This is a genomic window from Streptomyces sp. NPDC053750, assembly GCF_044544295.1.
GTDB lineage: Bacteria > Actinomycetota > Actinomycetes > Streptomycetales > Streptomycetaceae > Streptomyces.
Genome location: NZ_JBITXB010000010.1, coordinates 218554 through 235152, shown reverse-complemented (window position 1 = coordinate 235152; position 16599 = coordinate 218554). Strand labels below are relative to the sequence as shown.

Annotated in this window: 18 protein-coding genes; 13 read left to right on the top strand and 5 right to left on the bottom strand. The window is 72.6% G+C overall.

Annotated elements, in window-relative coordinates; all coding sequences use genetic code 11:
- Positions 1-21: 21 nt before the first annotated feature.
- From ACIGO6_RS27005 to hypE, 13 genes are all read left to right on the top strand, one after another.
- A complete protein-coding gene (locus ACIGO6_RS27005) occupies positions 22-1803 on the top strand; it encodes a nickel-dependent hydrogenase large subunit (protein WP_399880586.1) in 1782 nt (593 codons plus the stop codon).
- Positions 1800-2369 (top strand): hypothetical protein, encoded by a 570-nt coding sequence (locus tag ACIGO6_RS27000; RefSeq protein WP_399880583.1) that lies wholly within the window; start codon positions 1800-1802, stop codon positions 2367-2369. Before ACIGO6_RS27005 ends, ACIGO6_RS27000 begins: the two co-directional genes overlap by 4 nt.
- A 245-nt stretch (positions 2370-2614) precedes the next feature.
- Positions 2615-3223 carry a DUF5947 family protein gene (locus tag ACIGO6_RS26995; protein ID WP_399880861.1) on the top strand — a complete coding sequence of 203 codons (609 nt, stop codon included), beginning with the start codon at positions 2615-2617 and terminating at the stop codon, positions 3221-3223.
- The gene (locus ACIGO6_RS26990; protein WP_399880580.1) at positions 3220-3858 is read left to right on the top strand and encodes a DUF6084 family protein; all 639 of its coding nucleotides are present in this window, start codon (positions 3220-3222) and stop codon (positions 3856-3858) included. Before ACIGO6_RS26995 ends, ACIGO6_RS26990 begins: the two co-directional genes overlap by 4 nt.
- The gene (locus ACIGO6_RS26985) at positions 3855-5330 is read left to right on the top strand and encodes a hypothetical protein (RefSeq protein WP_399880577.1); all 1476 of its coding nucleotides are present in this window, start codon (positions 3855-3857) and stop codon (positions 5328-5330) included. Before ACIGO6_RS26990 ends, ACIGO6_RS26985 begins: the two co-directional genes overlap by 4 nt.
- Positions 5327-5842, top strand: a complete 516-nt coding sequence (locus tag ACIGO6_RS26980) for a hydrogenase maturation protease (RefSeq protein ID WP_399880574.1) — start codon at positions 5327-5329, stop codon at positions 5840-5842. Before ACIGO6_RS26985 ends, ACIGO6_RS26980 begins: the two co-directional genes overlap by 4 nt.
- A gap of 69 nt (positions 5843-5911) precedes the next feature.
- Positions 5912-6028, top strand: coding sequence for a DUF6893 family small protein (locus tag ACIGO6_RS26975; protein WP_399880572.1), 117 nt, complete (start codon positions 5912-5914; stop codon positions 6026-6028).
- Between the two features lie 130 nt (positions 6029-6158).
- Positions 6159-6545 carry a hydrogenase maturation nickel metallochaperone HypA gene (locus ACIGO6_RS26970; RefSeq protein WP_399880569.1) on the top strand — a complete coding sequence of 129 codons (387 nt, stop codon included), beginning with the start codon at positions 6159-6161 and terminating at the stop codon, positions 6543-6545.
- Between the two features lie 2 nt (positions 6546-6547).
- Positions 6548-7243, top strand: coding sequence for a hydrogenase nickel incorporation protein HypB (gene hypB, locus ACIGO6_RS26965; protein WP_399880566.1), 696 nt, complete (start codon positions 6548-6550; stop codon positions 7241-7243).
- A complete protein-coding gene (hypF, locus tag ACIGO6_RS26960; protein WP_399880563.1) occupies positions 7240-9660 on the top strand; it encodes a carbamoyltransferase HypF in 2421 nt (806 codons plus the stop codon). Before hypB ends, hypF begins: the two co-directional genes overlap by 4 nt.
- A gap of 39 nt (positions 9661-9699) precedes the next feature.
- Positions 9700-10032 carry a HypC/HybG/HupF family hydrogenase formation chaperone gene (locus tag ACIGO6_RS26955; RefSeq protein ID WP_399880560.1) on the top strand — a complete coding sequence of 111 codons (333 nt, stop codon included), beginning with the start codon at positions 9700-9702 and terminating at the stop codon, positions 10030-10032.
- A complete protein-coding gene (gene hypD, locus ACIGO6_RS26950) occupies positions 10029-11183 on the top strand; it encodes a hydrogenase formation protein HypD (protein WP_399880557.1) in 1155 nt (384 codons plus the stop codon). The genes ACIGO6_RS26955 and hypD overlap by 4 nt, the downstream gene beginning before the upstream one ends.
- Positions 11176-12243: a hydrogenase expression/formation protein HypE gene (gene hypE, locus ACIGO6_RS26945; protein WP_399880555.1), complete on the top strand. Its 1068-nt coding sequence runs from the start codon at positions 11176-11178 to the stop codon at positions 12241-12243. Before hypD ends, hypE begins: the two co-directional genes overlap by 8 nt.
- A 36-nt stretch (positions 12244-12279) precedes the next feature.
- Here the strand turns inward: hypE and ACIGO6_RS26940 are convergent, their stop codons facing one another.
- From ACIGO6_RS26940 to ACIGO6_RS26920, 5 genes are all read right to left on the bottom strand, one after another.
- The gene (locus ACIGO6_RS26940; RefSeq protein ID WP_399880552.1) at positions 12280-12513 is read right to left on the bottom strand and encodes a hypothetical protein; all 234 of its coding nucleotides are present in this window, start codon (positions 12511-12513) and stop codon (positions 12280-12282) included.
- Positions 12497-12751, bottom strand: a complete 255-nt coding sequence (locus ACIGO6_RS26935; protein ID WP_399880549.1) for a DUF6400 family protein — start codon at positions 12749-12751, stop codon at positions 12497-12499. Before ACIGO6_RS26935 ends, ACIGO6_RS26940 begins: the two co-directional genes overlap by 17 nt.
- 207 nt (positions 12752-12958) lie before the next feature.
- Positions 12959-13807, bottom strand: coding sequence for a formate dehydrogenase accessory sulfurtransferase FdhD (gene fdhD, locus ACIGO6_RS26930; RefSeq protein WP_399880546.1), 849 nt, complete (start codon positions 13805-13807; stop codon positions 12959-12961).
- A gap of 6 nt (positions 13808-13813) precedes the next feature.
- Positions 13814-14674, bottom strand: a complete 861-nt coding sequence (locus ACIGO6_RS26925) for a 2Fe-2S iron-sulfur cluster-binding protein (RefSeq protein WP_399880544.1) — start codon at positions 14672-14674, stop codon at positions 13814-13816.
- Positions 14671-16599 carry an NAD(P)H-dependent oxidoreductase subunit E gene (locus ACIGO6_RS26920; RefSeq protein WP_399880542.1) on the bottom strand — a complete coding sequence of 643 codons (1929 nt, stop codon included), beginning with the start codon at positions 16597-16599 and terminating at the stop codon, positions 14671-14673. The genes ACIGO6_RS26925 and ACIGO6_RS26920 overlap by 4 nt, the downstream gene beginning before the upstream one ends.

Here is a 16599-nt window from a genome sequence, read left to right as displayed (position 1 = left end):
CCGAAGGGCAGCACAGACACAATGGCGACCTCGACTACGACCGGTGACGGCTCCGGTCTGGTGGAGATGGCGTGGGACCCGATCACCCGGATCGTGGGCAGCCTCGGCATCCACACGAAGATCGACTTCAAGCAGAAGCGGGTCGCCGAGTGCTACAGCACTTCGTCGGTCTTCCGCGGCTACAGCGTCTTCATGCGCGGCAAGGATCCGCGTGACGCGCACTTCATCACCAGTCGCATCTGCGGCATCTGCGGCGACAACCACGCCACCTGCTCGGTGTACACGCAGAACATGGCGTACGGCGTGAAGCCGCCGCACCTCGGCGAGTGGATCATCAACCTCGGCGAGTCCGCGGAGTACATGTTCGACCACAACATCTTCCAGGAGAACCTGGTCGGGGTCGACTACTGCGAGAAGATGGTCCGCGAGACCAACCCCGGCGTGCTGGAACTCGCCGAGCGCACCGAGGCGCCGCACGCCGCCGAGCACGGCTACCGCACCATCGCCGACATCATGCGCTCGCTCAACCCGCTGGAGGGCGAGTTCTACCGCGAGGCGCTCCAGGTCAGCCGCTACACCCGTGAGATGTTCTGCCTGATGGAGGGCCGCCACGTGCACCCCTCCACCCTCTATCCGGGCGGTGTCGGCACCATCGGCTCCGTCCAGCTCTTCACCGACTACATGTCCCGGCTCATGCGCTACGTCGAGTTCATGAAACGGGTCGTGCCGCTCCACGACGACCTCTTCGACTTCTTCTACGAGGCCCTGCCCGGCTACGAGGAGGTCGGCCGCCGACGCGTCCTGCTCGGCTGCTGGGGCGCGCTCAACGACCCCGAGTACTGCGACTTCACGTACGCCAACATGTCGGACTGGGGGCGGCGCATGTTCGTCACCCCGGGCGTGATCGTGGACGGCAAGCTCGTCACCAACGACCTCACCGAGATCAACCTCGGCATCCGCATCCTGCTCGGCGGCTCGTACTACGAGGACTGGGAGGGCCAGGAGCAGTTCGTCACGCACGACCCGCTGGGCAATCCCGTCGACCCGCGCCACCCCTGGAACCAGCACACCATCCCGGCGCCGCAGAAGCGGAACTTCGACGACAAGTACAGCTGGGTGATGTCACCGCGCTGGTTCGACGGCAAGGACCACCTGGCCCTGGACACCGGCGGCGGCCCCATCGCCCGGCTGTGGTCCACAGCCCTGTCCGGGCTCGTCGACATCGGCTACGTCAAGGCCACCGGCCACAGCGTCGTCATCAACCTGCCCCGCACGCTCACCAAGCCGGAGACCACCTTCGAGTGGAAGATCCCGAAGTGGAGCAACGCGCTCGAGCGCAACCGCGCCCGGACCTACTTCCAGGCCTACGCCGCCGCCGTCGCCCTGCACTGCGCGGAGATGGGCCTCGCGGAGGTCCGCGCCGGACGCACCCAGACCTGGGAGAAGTTCGAGGTGCCGGAGGAGTCCATCGGCGTCGGCTTCACCGAGGCGGTGCGCGGCGTGCTCTCGCACCACATGGTCATCCGGGACGGCAAGATCGCCAACTACCACCCCTACCCGCCGACCCCCTGGAACGCCTCCACCCGCGACACCTACGGCACCCCGGGACCGTACGAGGACGCGGTGCAGAACACGCCGATCTTCGAGGAGAACCCCCCGGAGAACTTCAAGGGCATCGACATCATGCGCGCCGTGCGCAGCTTCGACCCCTGTCTGCCGTGCGGCGTCCACATGTACGTCGGTGACGGCCGGACGGTGAAGACGATGCACGTGCCCACCGGACTGAGCGGTCTGGCCGGATGAGCGCCGTACCCGACGCGGAGTCGGCGGGACGGCGGGTCGAGGAGATCCTGGACCGGCTCGCCGACTCCGGCGACCGCGCGGCGTGCGAGGCCGCCGACGAACTCGTCCGCGTGCTCATGGAGTTCTACGGCGCCGGACTCGCCCGCATTGTGGAACTGCTCGGCCGCGACCCCGGTGGACGGGCCGCCGGCACCCTGGACGCCCTGCTCGTCGACGACCTCGTCGCGAGCCTGCTGGTCCTGCACGGACTGCACCCGCACGACGCGCCCACCCGCATCGCCCGCGCCCTGGACGATCTCCCGCAGCCCGTGGAGAACGCCGGCTTCGACCCGGTGACCGGCGAACTGCGACTGCGCCCGGCCGCATCCGCCGGCTGCGGCTGCCGCGGCACTCACGAGGCCGTCGAACAGGCGGCACGCGACGCGCTCGCCTGCTTCGCCCCGGAGGTCACGACGGTGGTCCTGGAGGAGGACACGGCACGGGAACCGGTTCTGCTCCAGATCGGCGCGGGCCCGCCGGACACGGCCACCACGAGCGGCCGGCCGCCGACCGCGACGGCGCCGTGAACACCGGGCAGAGGGCGGCCGACGGCGCAGGCTCCCCCACGACGCGACAGCCGGCCGCCGACCGGGACGGTGCCGGGGATGGGCAGCCACCGAGGACGGGCCTTCCGGGTGCTGCCGCCGGGCAGGGGCCGGTCGCGGGGCGCCACGATGTCGGGGAGCCCGGTCACGTCACGACGACCCACGTTCCGCCCGGCCTCCACCCGGCCGTCCCGGACCCGGCGCGGCAGCGCCCCGGGCTCCGGGGGCTGCTACGGTTCACCGCGCCCCGTCCGCCCCGGGACGAGCGGTGCGAGTTGTGCGCGGTACCGGTGGGTGACGCGCGGCACCGGCATCTCGTCGACACCGAGAAGCGGGCGCTGGTCTGTGCCTGCGAGCCCTGCGCCCAGTTGCTGGACCGCTCGGGCGGGACGACGGGACGCTTCCGCACCGTTCCCGGCCGCTACCTGAGCGACCCCGGGCACCACATCGACGAACAGGCGTGGGAACGGCTGCGCATCCCCGTCTCCGTCGCCTTCTTCTTCCACAACTCCGTGCTCGACCGGCTGGTCGCCCTGTACCCGAGCCCGGCCGGCGCGACCGAGAGTGAACTGGAGCCGGACTCCTGGGAGTCCGTGCTCGCCACCTCGTCGCTGGCACCCCTTCTGGAGCCCGATGTCGAAGCGCTGCTGCTGCGCCGCGACCAGGGTCGTGTCGAGTGCCATCTGGTGCCGATCGACGTCTGCTACGAACTGGTGGGCCGTATGCGGCTGCGGTGGCAGGGCTTCGACGGGGGCGCGGAGGCGCGCGCCGACCTGGAGGCCTTCTTCACCCATGTCCGCGAGCGGGCCCGCGACCATCGAGGGGGCCGGTCGTGACCGAGTTCGCCTTCGCGTGCACCGGTGTGCGCGCCGACCCGTACGCCGCGGGCCCCACGCTCGTCTTCCGGCTGCGCGTCACCGCGTCCCCGGGCACCCGCGTGCACGCGCTGGCACTGCGCTGCCAGATCCGCATCGAGCCCGCCCGCCGCGGCTACGGCGACGGCGAGGCCCGCGCACTGACCGACCTCTTCGGTGAGCGCTCCCGTTGGGGCAGCAGTCTCCATCCCGTGCAGTTCGCTCAGGTGCCGGTGATGGTCCAGGGTTTCACCGGCGAGACGGAGACCGACGTGGTCGTGCCCTGCACCTACGACATGGACATCGCCTCCACCCGCTACTTCCACGCCCTGGAGGAGGGCGAGGTACCGCTGCTGATGCTGTTCTCCGGTACCGCCTTCACCGGGGCAGGCGGTTTCCACGTCGAACCCGTCCCCTGGGACAAGGAGGCCTCGTTCCGGCTGCCGGTGAAGACCTGGCAGGAAATGATCGAGCAGCACTTCCCCGGCTCCGGCTGGATCCGGCTGCCCCGGGACGCCATGGACGCGCTGCTGGACTACCGGTCGCGGCAGGCGCTGCCCTCGTGGGACGCCACCGTCGAACACCTCGTGCGAGCGGCCGGGGAGAGGACACCGTGACCACGACCGCGTTCACCTCCGAGACCGAGACCAGGCTGGCCGTCGCGCGCCAGGTCGCCGACGCCGTGCTGTTCGAGGGGTACGTGCTCTACCCCTACCGGGCCTCGGCGGCCAAGAACCGGCTGCGCTGGCAGTTCGGGGTCCTCGTGCCCCCGTCCTGGACCGCGGCGGCCGACGAGCACGACTTCCAGCACACCGAGCTGCTCATGGAGCCCCGCAAGGGCGCGAACCTCGCCGTCGAGTTGCGCTTCCTGCACGCCGGGCGGCGCACCGTCCAGCGGACCCTGCCGGACGGTGGCTTCGAGACCGTACCCGAACTGCACCTGGACGACCGGATCCTGGTCCCCTGGGACGAGGGCCACGAGGAACGGGTCCGGCTCACCGTCGCCGTGGAGGAGCTGGCGGGCGGGGGCGCCGTCGTCCCCTTCGACCGGCCGGGGGGCGAGGAGACCGAGCCGGTCACGGACGCCGCCGGGCGGACCGTGGGCCGGCTGGTGCGCCGCCGCGAGGAGATCAGGGGCCGCCTGCGCCTGTCGGCGAGCGACCTGGACGGCCCGTACACCACGCGACGGCTGAGCGTGGTGGTGGAGAACACCAGCGACTGGACACCGGACGAGGACACCGGCCGTGACACCGCGCTGGGCCGCTCCCTGGTCGCCACGCACACGCTGCTGCGCCTGGACACCGGACGGTTCCTCTCGCTGACGGATCCGCCGGAATGGGCCCGGGCCGCGGTCGCCGGCTGCCGCAATCTGCACACCTGGCCCGTGCTGGCGGGCGAGCCCGGCTCCGCGGACCTGGTCCTCTCCTCGCCGATCATCCTGGAGGACCACCCGGCCATCGCCCCCGAGAGCCCGGGCGCCCTGTACGACGCCACGGAGATCGACGAGATCCTGGCCCTGCGCACCGCCGCCCTCACCGACGAGGAGAAGCGCGAGGCCAGGGGCACCGACGACCGGGCCGCCGCGGTGATCGACCTGGCCGACTCCATGCCGGCGGAGGTGCTGGAACGGCTGCACGGAGCGGTCCGCGGGCTGCGCGAGGTCACCACGCCCGGAGCACCCGCGCTGCGGACGCCGGCACCCGACGGCGTACCGGTGTTCGGCGGGCCCCCGCCGGAGCCCCGCTCCGCCGGCCAGGACGGTGTACGGCCGGACACACCCTGGTGGGACCCGGGCGCCGACGACTCCGTGGACCCCGCCCATGACCACGTCCTCGTCGACGGCCACCCCGTACGGGCCGGCAGCCGAGTCGTACTGCGGCCACGGCTGCGGCACTCCGACGCCCAGGACCTCTTCGTCAGCGGCCGGCGCGCCCTGGTGGAGGCGGTCCTGCACGATGTCGACGGGGGCGTGCACATCGCGGTCACCGTCGAGGACGACCCCGGCGCCGACATCCGCCGTGAACAGGGCCGTTATCTCTACTTCCAGCCCGACGAGGTAGACGTCGCGGACACCGGGGAGGACCTGTGACCACCGGCACCCCACCGCCCGGCCCCCGCACCCTGGTCGCCGGGGTGGGCAACATCTTCCTCGGCGACGACGGCTTCGGTGTCGAGGCCGCCCGCGCCCTGGCCGGCCAGGAGCTGCCCGAGGGCGTCGAGGTCACCGACATCGGCATCCGCGGGGTCCACCTGGCCTACCAGCTTCTCGACGGGTACGACACGCTCATCCTGCTCGACGCGACGGCGCGGGGCGGTGAGCCGGGCACGCTGTACCTGATCGACGCCCGCGCTCCCGGCGCACGGCAGTCGCCGGACGCGTCCGCCCTGGACGGCCACCGCATGTCACCCGATGCCGTGCTGGGCCTGCTGGACACCCTGTGCGCGGGCACCGGCGCGCGACCTCCGCGGCGGACCCTGGTCGTGGGCTGCGAACCACAGACCGTCGATGAGGGCATCGGCCTCAGCCCGCGGGTCGCCGCCGCGGTGCCCGAGGCGGTGCGGATGGCCGGCGAACTGATCCGCGACGCGGCCGTCGTGTGACGCCCCGCCCGTAGCACCGAGGCATCGGACCCCCAGAAACCCACGTCAAGAAACTCCACGGAGTGCCCCATGAACAAGCGTCTCGTCGGCGGTGCCGCCGCCTCCCTCACCGCCACCGCGCTGGCGGTGGTCATCGCGAACTTCTGGCCGGACCTCCGGCGTTACCTGCGTATCCGCAGAATGTGACACCGCCCGGCCTTCGCCTGCACCGAACGGGCTATCCGCCCACCCCTTCCCGGCGCGCCGGTATGCCCGGCCTCGGCGGGCCTTCTCTAATGAGCGGCGCAAGACATCCCCGGCCCAGGACGGAGTGGCGATGCACGAGATGTCCGTCGCCCTGTCCGTCGTGGACCAGGTCGAGCAGGCGGCGCGCGTCCGCGGCGCGCGCGGCGTGCGACATGTGCGCGTCGACATCGGCGAACTGGCCGGAGTGGTTTCCGACGCGCTCGGCTTCTGCTTCGAACTCGCCTGTGTCGGCACGGTCCTGGAGGGCTGCGAACTCCGCACCCGGACTCTCCCCGGCCGGGCGGTCTGCACGCCGTGCGGGCGTACGTGGGACACGGGAATGCCTCCCGACCTGGTGTGTGCCCACTGCCGTGCGGCGGCGACCGAGCTGCTGTCGGGTCGCGAACTGACGATCACCGAGGTGGGCTGGGCCGAGACGCCCGCCACCCTCCCCGTAACGCACCCCGAGGAGAACTGACGATGTGCCGCACAGTCGACCTCCAGCAGGCCGTGCTCGCCAAGAACACGAGGGCGGCGGGCGTCCTGCGCGCCGAACTCACGGCCCGGGGCACAACGGTGATCAACCTCCTGTCCAGCCCCGGCAGCGGGAAGACGGCCCTGTTGGAGCGTGAGCTGCGGCTGGCCCGGGAGCGCGGCGTCGCGGTCGCGGCCCTCACCGCCGACCTCGCCACCGAGAACGACGCCGACCGCCTGGCCCGTTCGGGCGTACCGGTCAAGCAGGTGCTCACCGACGGGCTGTGCCACCTGGAGGCGGACATGCTCGCCGGGCACCTGCACGGCTGGCTGCCCGAGGACACCCGTCTGCTCTTCGTGGAGAACGTGGGCAACCTCGTCTGTCCCGCCTCCTACGACCTGGGCGAGTCGCTGCGGGTCGTCCTCGCCTCGGTCACCGAGGGCGAGGACAAGCCGATCAAGTACCCCACCGCGTTCGGCCTCGCCCAGCTCGTGATCGTCACCAAGTCCGACCTGGCGGACCCGGCCGAGTTCGACGAGACCGCCTTCCGTGCCCACGTGCAGCAGGTCAACCCGGGCGTCGACGTCGTGCTCAGCTCCGTGCGCACCGGCGAGGGCGCCGGCGAGCTGGTCGACCGGGCGCTCGCGGCCGCCGGGGGAGACGCGGTGCACGCTCCGGTGATGGCGCGGGCCCGGGTGTGAGCACCACCCCGGACACCGGCGCACCACCGCGGGACGACCAGCCGGCACGGCGCGCCCGTGTCGTCGTGCGCGGCGTGGTGCAGGGCGTGGGCTTCCGCCCGTTCGTGTACGGGCTCGCCACGGACCTGCGGCTCGCCGGGCACGTGACCAACACCGGCGACGGCGTCGTGGTGGAGGTCGAGGGGCCGGCGGTAGCCGTCGACCGGTTCTGCGCGAGTCTCGCGCCCGACGCGCCGCCTCTCGCGGTGGTCGAGTCGGTGGAGGAGACCGAGGTACCCGCAACCGAGGAAAGCGGCTTCAGCATCCTCCCGTCCCGCGACGGCGACCGGGTCCGCACACTCGTGGCCCCCGACACCGCGACCTGCCGCGACTGCCTGACCGAACTCGCGGACCCCACCGACCGGCGCCACCACCACCCCTTCATCACCTGTACGCACTGCGGACCGCGCTTCACCATCGTCACCGGCCTGCCCTACGACCGCGCGCACACGACGATGGCGGGTTTCCCCCTGTGCGCCGACTGCGCCCGCGAGTACCGGGATCCCGCCGACCGCCGCTTCCACGCGCAGCCCGTCGCCTGCCCGGCGTGCGGACCTCGGCTGCGGCTCGTCACGGCGGACGGGAAGGACGTCGTCGCCACGAACGGCGCGGCACACGGCGACCCCGTCGCCGGAGCACGTTTTCTGCTCGCCGCGGGCGCCGTTGTGGCGGTGAAGGGCATCGGCGGCTACCACCTCGCCTGCGACGCCACCCGCCCGGAGGCGGTCGCCGAGCTGCGCCGCCGCAAGGCCCGGGGGGCCAAGCCGTTCGCGGTGATGGCCCGGGACGTCCCGGACATCGAACACCTCGTACACCTCGGCCCGGTGGAACGGGAGTTGCTCACCGGGCGGGTACGGCCCGTCGTCCTGATGCGGCGGCGTACGGGTGTCCGTCCGGTGCCCGGCGCTGTGCTGCCCGCCGACGGCGTCGCCCCGGGCAGCCCCGACCTCGGCGTCATGCTGCCGTACACGCCCGTGCACCACCTGCTGCTCGGTACGGTCGGCCCGGACACCCGGGGGGCGGCGCCGCGGCTGCTGGTGATGACGAGCGGCAACCTCTCCGGAGAACCCATCGTCACCGACGACGACGAGGCCCTGGAGCGGCTGGCCGGACTGGCCGACGCCTGGCTCACCCACGACCGCGCGATCCATGTGCCGTGCGACGACTCCGTCGTCCGCGTCTGCGACGGCGAGCCGCTGGTCCTGCGCCGGTCCCGGGGCTACGCCCCGCTGCCGGTGACGCTGCCCGTCCCGGTGGCCCCGGCGCTCGCGGTCGGCGGTGACCTGAAGAACGTCTTCTGCCTGGGGCAGGGAGACCGGGCCTGGCTGTCCGCCCACATCGGGGACATGGACGACCTGTCCACGCAACGGGCGCTCGCCCGTGCCGCACGACAGCTGGAGTCGGTCACCGGTGTCCACCCCGAGGTGCTGGTGACCGACACGCATCCGGCGTACCGGTCGGCGTCCTGGGCGCGGCGGCACGCGGGAGGCCGCCCGGTGCGCCGGGTCCAGCACCACCACGCGCACATCGCCTCGGTGCTGGCCGAGCACGGTGTGCCGGACGGCGGCCGGGTGATCGGCGTCGCCTTCGACGGCACCGGTCACGGGGACGACGGCACCGTGTGGGGCGGCGAGTTCCTGATCGCGGGGTACGACGGCTTCCGCCGTTTCGCGCACCTGGCCCCCGTGCCGCTGCCCGGGGGCGACGCGGCGGTGCGGCGGCCGTACCGCATGGCACTGGCGCACCTGCACGCGGCGGGCCTCGCTCCCGGGCCCGACCTGCCGTGCACCGCCGCCTGCCCACCCGTGGAGCTGAGCCTTCTCGAACGGCAGTTGGCGAGCGGACTGAACTGCGTACCGACCTCCAGCATGGGCCGGCTCTTCGACGCCGTCTCGTCGTTGGCGGGCGTCTGCCACCACGCCGGCTACGAGGCGCAGGCCGCGATCGAGCTGGAGGGCGCGGCGGTGGCCGCCGGTGACGACGTGGACGCCGACCCCCGCTACACCTTCCGCTTGGCGGCCGGCCGGCGGCGTTCGGACGGCACGCCGCTGCTCGCCGACCCCGCGCCCCTGCTGGGCGCCGTCATGGAGGACGTACGGCGGGGGGTCACCGTGGCCGTCGTCGCAGCCCGGTTCCACCACGCCGTCGCCCGGCTGGTGCGAACGGTGTGCGCCGCGGCCCGTGAGGAGACCGGCCTGCGGACGGTGGCCCTGACCGGCGGTGTCTTCGCCAACACGGTGCTTTCCTCCGCCAGCGCCCGCGGCCTGCGCGCGGACGGCTTCACCGTGCTGCGCCATCGGGAGATTCCGCCCAACGACGGCGGACTGGCCCTGGGGCAGCTCGTCGTGGCCGCTCGCGCGGCCGTCATGAGCGGATGACGGCGCGGGCCGGCCGCTCGATCAGTGAGGAGACACAACATGTGCCTGGCGGTACCTGGCAGAGTGCTGGGCGTCGAGGACAGGGACGGCATCCGGATGGCCACCGTCGACTTCGGCGGTGTGGTCAAGGAAGTCTGCCTGGAGTACCTGCCGGACCTGCGGGTCGGCGAGTACACCATCGTCCACGTCGGTTTTGCCCTGCAGCGGCTCGACGAGGAGTCGGCCCGCAAGACACTGGAGTTGTTCGAGAACCTCGGCATGCTCCAGGAGGAGTTCGGTGACCCGTGGGAGCAGGCCGAGCAGGCCGAGCAGGCCGAGCAGGCCGCGCGGGCGGACGGCGGCGACGAACCCGCCGAGGAGGTACGGCGGTGAAGTACATCGACGAATTCCAGGACCCGGAGCTGGCGGCCCGGCTCCTCGACGACATCAGGGCCACGGTGACCAGGCCGTGGGCCCTCATGGAGGTGTGCGGCGGCCAGACGCACACCATCATCCGGCACGGGATCGACCAACTGCTGCCCGAAGAGGTCGAGTTGATCCATGGGCCGGGTTGTCCGGTGTGCGTGACGCCGCTGGAGGTCATCGACAAGGCACTGGAGATCGCCTCGCGTCCCGGGGTGATCTTCTGCTCCTTCGGCGACATGCTCCGCGTTCCGGGCACGGGCCGTGACCTGTTCCAGGTCCGGAGTGCGGGAGGTGACGTCCGTGTCGTCTACTCCCCGCTCGACGCGCTGCGGATCGCGCAGGAGAATCCGGACCGGGAGGTCGTCTTCTTCGGGATCGGCTTCGAGACGACGGCCCCGCCCAACGCCATGACGGTCCACCAGGCGCGCAGGCGTGGCATCCGAAACTTCAGTCTGCTGGTTTCCCATGTGCGGGTCCCGCCCGCGATCGAGGCGGTCATGCGGTCACCGGACTGCCGTGTACAGGGCTTCCTCGCCGCCGGACACGTGTGCAGCGTCATGGGCACCGAGGAGTACCCGGCGCTCGCCGAACGGTTCGGGGTACCCATCGTGGTGACCGGCTTCGAGCCGCTCGACATCCTGGAGGGTGTGCGACGGACCGTGCGTCAGCTGGAACGGGGCGAGCACACGGTCGACAACGCCTACCCGCGTGCGGTCCGGCCCGAGGGCAACCCGGCCGCGCGGGCGATGCTGAACGACGTCTTCGAGGTCACCGACCGTGCGTGGCGCGGCATCGGGGTCATCCCGGCCAGCGGCTGGCGGCTGTCCGACCGCTACCGGGACCACGACGCCGAACACCGCTTCCAGGTGGGAGACATCGCCACCCGTGAGCCCGCCGAGTGCCGCAGTGGAGAGGTCCTCCAGGGGCTGCTCAAGCCCCACGAGTGCGAGGCCTTCGGGACGACGTGCACCCCGCGCACACCGCTCGGAGCCACCATGGTCTCCAGCGAGGGCGCGTGCGCCGCGTACTACCTGTACCGGCGGCTGGAACTGCCGGCCCGTCCGGAGGCCGTGCCGGCCGTGCCCGCCGCGAGCATGGAGGGCAGCGCCGTTGTCTGACACCACAGCAGCACCGGACGTGCTCTCCTGGACCTGCCCGGCGCCCCTGCGCGACGGACCGCTTGTGGTGATGGGGCACGGAGGTGGCGGCGCCCTGTCCGCCGAGCTGATCGAAGGGGTCGTCGTCCCGGCGCTCGGCGGTCCCGAACCGGCGCCGCTGACCGACTCGGCGGTGGTCGAGCTCGGCGGGGCGCGCCTGGCCTTCTCCACCGACTCGTTCGTGGTCCGGCCGCTGTTCTTCCCCGGCGGCAGCATCGGCGACCTCGCCGTCAACGGCACGGTCAACGACCTCGCCATGAGCGGTGCCCGCGCGGCCTACCTCTCCTGCGGACTGATCCTGGAGGAGGGCGTCGGGATCGACACCGTCGCCAGGGTGGCCGAGGCGATCGGGGCGGCCGCCCGCGCCGCCGGTGTACGGGTGGTCACAGGCGACACCAAGGTCGTGGAGGCGGGGCACGGCGACGGCGTCTACGTCAACACCTCGGGGATCGGCCTCGTACCCGAGGGTGTCGAACTGCACCCGCGGCGCGTGGTGCCCGGCGACGTGGTCCTGGTCAGCGGTGCCATCGGCGTCCACGGCGTGGCCATCATGAGCGAGCGGGAGAACCTGCGGTTCGAGACGGACGTCGAAAGCGACTGCGCGGCGCTCGGCGGGCTCGTCGACGCGATGCTGGCCGTCTGTCCGGACCTGCACGCGCTGCGGGATCCGACCCGTGGCGGACTGGCCGCCTCGCTCAACGAGATCGCCACGGCCTCGGGATGCGGGATCGCCGTACAGGAGAGCGCGGTCCCGGTGCCGGAGCCCGTGGCAGGGGCGTGCGCCATGCTGGGCCTGGACCCGATGTACGTGGCCAACGAGGGAAAGCTCGTCGCCTTCGCCCCCCGGGAGCACGCCGACGCTGTTCTCGCAGCGATGCGGGCCCACCCACTGGGGGCCGAGGCGGCCGTCGTCGGTGAGGTGGTCGCGGACCACCCGGGAATGGTCGTCGCGCGGACCGGACTCGGCGGCACGCGGGTGGTGGACATGCCGCTCGGGGAGCAACTGCCGCGGATCTGCTGACCGGGCCGGCGGCACGCGACCGCGCTGCCCCGCCGGTCAGCCGGTGGCCGGGCCGCGCCTGCCGGGGCGGGTGTCCAGGGTCCAGGTGTGGGTGCAGCTCGGGCACTGGAGGTGGACGCGTGGGCCCTCGTTCCCTATGAGGTAGCGCCAGTGCGCCGGGCAGTTCCTTCGCCCGGCGCACGTCGCGCAGTCGCGCGCGTCGTCGCAGCCGGGGCAGGGGACCCAGGCCCGGCGGGCCCGGTCCGCGTGCGGGTCAACGGGAAGACGCATCGCTCGCGTTCCGCTCCGGCAGCACCCCGGCCGCCACGAGCACGGCGTACGTCCGCTCCTGCTCCGCGTCCAGCCCGGAGTAGAGCAGGGCGTGCGCCTCCTGCTCCGAGCGCAGCGCGGCGACGGGGTCCCAGTCGGGACCGAGCGCCGCCACCACCTCCGCACGCCGTCGGGCCTCGTCCAGGGAGAGGTCCAGTGCGAAGTCGGGAAGGTCTTGCGGTGTGGGGCCGGCATGCATGGAGCGGGTCTTTCGCGGGGGAAACGTATCGGTTCGGCCACTCGTACCACAGCTTCGGGCCGCGGGGAAAGCCGGTGTGACCGATGCCATCACCGGGGACGGTGCCCCGGCCCGCGCGGCCCGAAGCGGTATCGAGGCGGGGCCCCTGCGGCGCAGGGGGCGCTCCCCGCCGGTCGGGGCCCCGCCGCCGTGCCGCGGTGGACCGGGTCAGCCCTGGGCGGCCGCGGCTCGCAGGGCGACGCGGTCCTCGCCCGCGTACACGTTCATGGAGCCGCCGCGCAGGAAGCCCACCAGCGTCAGCCCCGTCTCGGCGGCCAGGTCCACCGCCAGCGAGGACGGCGCCGACACCGCGGCCAACACCGGGATGCCGGCCATCACCGCCTTCTGCGCCAGCTCGAAGGAGGCCCGGCCGGACACCAGCAGCACCGACCGGGACAGCGGCAGGTCGCCGTTCTGCAGGGCGCGGCCGACCAGCTTGTCGACCGCGTTGTGCCGCCCCACGTCCTCCCGTACGTCCGCCGGCTCGCCGTCCTCGGTGAACAGGGCCGCCGCGTGCAGGCCACCGGTCCGGTCGAAGACCCGCTGGGCGGCGCGCAGCCGGTCGGGCAGGCCCGCGAGCAGCTCCGGGGTGACGCGGACCGGGGGAGTGTCGGCGATCGGCCAGCGGGCCGTCGTACGGACCGCGTCCAGGCTGGCCTTGCCGCACAGGCCGCAGGACGAGGTCGTGTAGACGTTCCGCTCCAGGGTGATGTCCGGGACCGGCACGTGTGCGGCGGTCCGCACGTCCACCACGTTGTACGTGTTCGAGCCGTCGGCGGTCGCGCCCGCGCAGTAGACGATGTTCTGCAGGTCGCCCTGGTCGGCGAGGACCCCCTCGCTCACCAGGAAACCGGCCGCCAGCGCGAAGTCGTCGCCCGGCGTGCGCATCGTGATGGCGAGGGGCTTGCCGTTCAGCCGGATCTCCAGCGGTTCCTCGGCGACGAGCGTGTCCGGGCGGGTGGAGACCGCCCCGTCCCTGATGCGGATGACCTTGCGTCGTTCCGTGACTCGTCCCATGTGTGTTCAGTCCCGGTTCTGTACGTGCTGGTAGCCGAAGCGGCCCTTGATGCAGAGGTTGCCGTGGGTCACCGGGTTGTCGTGCGGGGAGGTGACCTTCACGATCTCATTGTCCTGCACGTGGAGGGTCAGGTTGCAGCCCACACCGCAGTACGCGCACACGGTGGTCGTCTCCGTCTGCCGCTCCTCGTCCCAGGTGCCGGCCGCGCGCATGTCGAACTCCGACTTGAAGGACAGCGCCCCGGTGGGGCAGACCTCGATGCAGTTGCCGCAGTAGACGCAGGCCGAGTCGGTCAGCGGGGCGTCGTGCTCGACGGAGATCCGGGCGTCGAAACCGCGCCCGGAGACGGAGATCGCGAAGGTGTTCTGCCACTGGTCGCCGCAGGCGTCCACGCACTTGTAGCAGAGGATGCACTTGCCGTAGTCCCGGACGTACAGGTCGTTGTCGACCCGGGGCTCCTCGTCGACCCGGGCCGCGTCCGGGCCGAAGCGCTCGGGTTTCGCCTCGTACTGCTTCATCCAGCCGGCGACGGCCGGGGTGGTGGACAGGTCCACCGAGGAGGCGAGGAGCTCGAGGACGACCTTGCGGCTGTGCCGGGCGCGCTCGGTGTCCGTGCGCACCACCATGCCCGGCTCCGCCTTGCGCGAGCAGGCGGGCGCGAGGGTCCTGGCGCCCTCGACGTCCACCACGCAGACCCGGCAGGCGTTCTTCGGGGTGAGCGTGTCGCCCTCGCACAGGGTCGGGACGTCCTTCCCCGCGGCCCGGCAGGCGTCGAGGATCGTGGACCCCTCGGGGACCCGGGCCTCCTGCCCGTCGAGGGTGAACTCCACCAGGCGACGCGGCACTCCGAGCGGTATCGCGGTCATTCGTACGCCCCCAGACGGTCGATGGCGGATTCCACGGCGTTCCACGCGGTCTGCCCCAGACCGCAGATCGAGGCGTCCCGCATCGCCCGGCCGACCTCCCTGAGCAGCGCGATGTCGTCGGCGGCGGCCGCACCCGTGCGCTCCACGATCCGGTGCAGCGCCTCCTCCTGGCGCACGGTCCCGACCCGGCACGGCACGCACTGCCCGCACGACTCGTCCCGGAAGAACTCGGCGATGCGCAGCAGCAGGCGGGGGAGCGGGACGGTGTCGTCGAAGGCCATGACGACTCCGGAGCCGAGGGTCGTGCCGGCCTCGCGGGTGCCTTCGAAGGTGAGCGGGATGTCCAGTTCGTCGGGGCGTACGAAGCCGCCGGCGGCGCCGCCGAGCAGGACCGCGCGGAGGTTGTCGCGGACCCCGGCGAGCGTGAGCAGCTCGCCGAGCGTCGCACCGAAGGGGAGTTCGTAGACGCCGGGGCGGGCCACGCTGCCCGACACGCAGTACAGCTTCGGGCCGGTGGACGTCGGGGTGCCGATCGCGGCGTACGCCTCGGCGCCCATCGTCAGGACGGGGAGGACGTTGACCAGCGTCTCGACGTTGTTCTCGACCGTGGGTTTGCCGAACAGGCCCTTCTCGACGGGGAACGGCGGCTTGGAGCGGGGCTCGCCGCGGTAGCCCTCGATGGAGTTGAACAGGGCCGTCTCCTCGCCGCAGATGTACGCGCCGGCGCCGCGCCGGATCTCGATGTCGAAGGCGTAGCCCTGCCCGAGGATGTCGTCGCCGAGCAGGCCGCGGGTGCGGGCCTGGGCGATCGCGTGGGTGAGGCGGGCCAGCGCGCGGGGGTACTCGCCGCGGAGGTAGAGGTAGCCGTGGTGCGCGCCGGTGGCGTACGCCGCGATGGTCATCGCCTCGACGAGCGCGTACGGGTCGCCCTCCATGAGGACGCGGTCCTTGAAGGTGCCCGGTTCGGATTCGTCGGCGTTGCAGACGAGGTAGTGCGGGTGGTCGGGCTGGGCGGCCGTGGCCTGCCACTTGCGGCCGGTGGGGAAGGCGGCGCCGCCTCGGCCGACGAGGCCGGCGTCGGTGACCTCGCGGATGACGGCGGCGGGGCCGAGCGCGAAGGCGCGGCGCAGGGCGGTGTAGCCGCCGTGGGCGCGGTAGTCGTCGAGGGAGGTGGGGTCGGTGGTGCCGATGCGTTGGAGGAGGGTGAGGGTGGGGGTGCCGGCCTGGGGGACCGCGAGGGCGGGGGCGGGTTCGGTGGGGGCGGATTCGGGGGCGGTGGCCGCGTGGGCGGCGGTGGCCGGGGTCGCGGGCGCGCATACGGCGGTGGCGTGGAGGGTGTTTCGCCCCCGCCGCCCCTTCCCGATCCCGACCCCGGGGGCTGCGCCCCCGGACCCCCCTTCGGCCTGAACGGCCTCGTCCTCACACGCCGGACGGGCTGGAATGCCCGCGCGGATCACCAGTGCTGCCGGGGCACGCTCGCACAGCCCGAGGCACGGACTGCGCTCGATCCGTACCCCGCTCTCCGGGCCCAGGCGTGCCTCCACCGCCGCGCACAGCTCACCCGCCCCCGCCGCCGTGCACGCCAGGTCGGTGCAGACGTGCAGCACCGTCGCGGGGCGCGGGCGGAGCGAGAACATGGCGTAGAAGGTGGCGACCCCGTACGCCTCGGCCGGTGGGACCGTCAGGCGCCTGCACAGGTAGTCCAGGGCGCCCTCGCTGATCCAGCCGACCCGGTCGTTGATCGCGTGCAGTCCCGGCAGCAGCAGGTCGCGGCGGTCCCGGGCCTCGCGTCCGCCGCGCGCCCAGCGCAGGTCGGCGTCGGAGCGGTCGGCGCCCTCCCAGGACGACTCGGGCGGACCGAGCAGGGCGTCCACGGCCGCGCGTTCCTCGTCGGTCGGCTTGCTGTCACCGAAGCGCAGGTCCAC

Coding starts and splice junctions, on each gene's coding strand:
- ACIGO6_RS27005 (WP_399880586.1), top strand. CDS start 22: ATGGCGACCTCGACTACGACCGGTGACGGCTCCGGTCTGGTGGAGATG.
- ACIGO6_RS27000 (WP_399880583.1), top strand. CDS start 1,800: ATGAGCGCCGTACCCGACGCGGAGTCGGCGGGACGGCGGGTCGAGGAG.
- ACIGO6_RS26975 (WP_399880572.1), top strand. CDS start 5,912: ATGAACAAGCGTCTCGTCGGCGGTGCCGCCGCCTCCCTCACCGCCACC.
- ACIGO6_RS26970 (WP_399880569.1), top strand. CDS start 6,159: ATGCACGAGATGTCCGTCGCCCTGTCCGTCGTGGACCAGGTCGAGCAG.
- hypB (WP_399880566.1), top strand. CDS start 6,548: ATGTGCCGCACAGTCGACCTCCAGCAGGCCGTGCTCGCCAAGAACACG.
- ACIGO6_RS26955 (WP_399880560.1), top strand. CDS start 9,700: ATGTGCCTGGCGGTACCTGGCAGAGTGCTGGGCGTCGAGGACAGGGAC.
- ACIGO6_RS26940 (WP_399880552.1), bottom strand. CDS start 12,513: ATGCGTCTTCCCGTTGACCCGCACGCGGACCGGGCCCGCCGGGCCTGG.
- ACIGO6_RS26935 (WP_399880549.1), bottom strand. CDS start 12,751: ATGCATGCCGGCCCCACACCGCAAGACCTTCCCGACTTCGCACTGGAC.
- fdhD (WP_399880546.1), bottom strand. CDS start 13,807: ATGGGACGAGTCACGGAACGACGCAAGGTCATCCGCATCAGGGACGGG.
- ACIGO6_RS26925 (WP_399880544.1), bottom strand. CDS start 14,674: ATGACCGCGATACCGCTCGGAGTGCCGCGTCGCCTGGTGGAGTTCACC.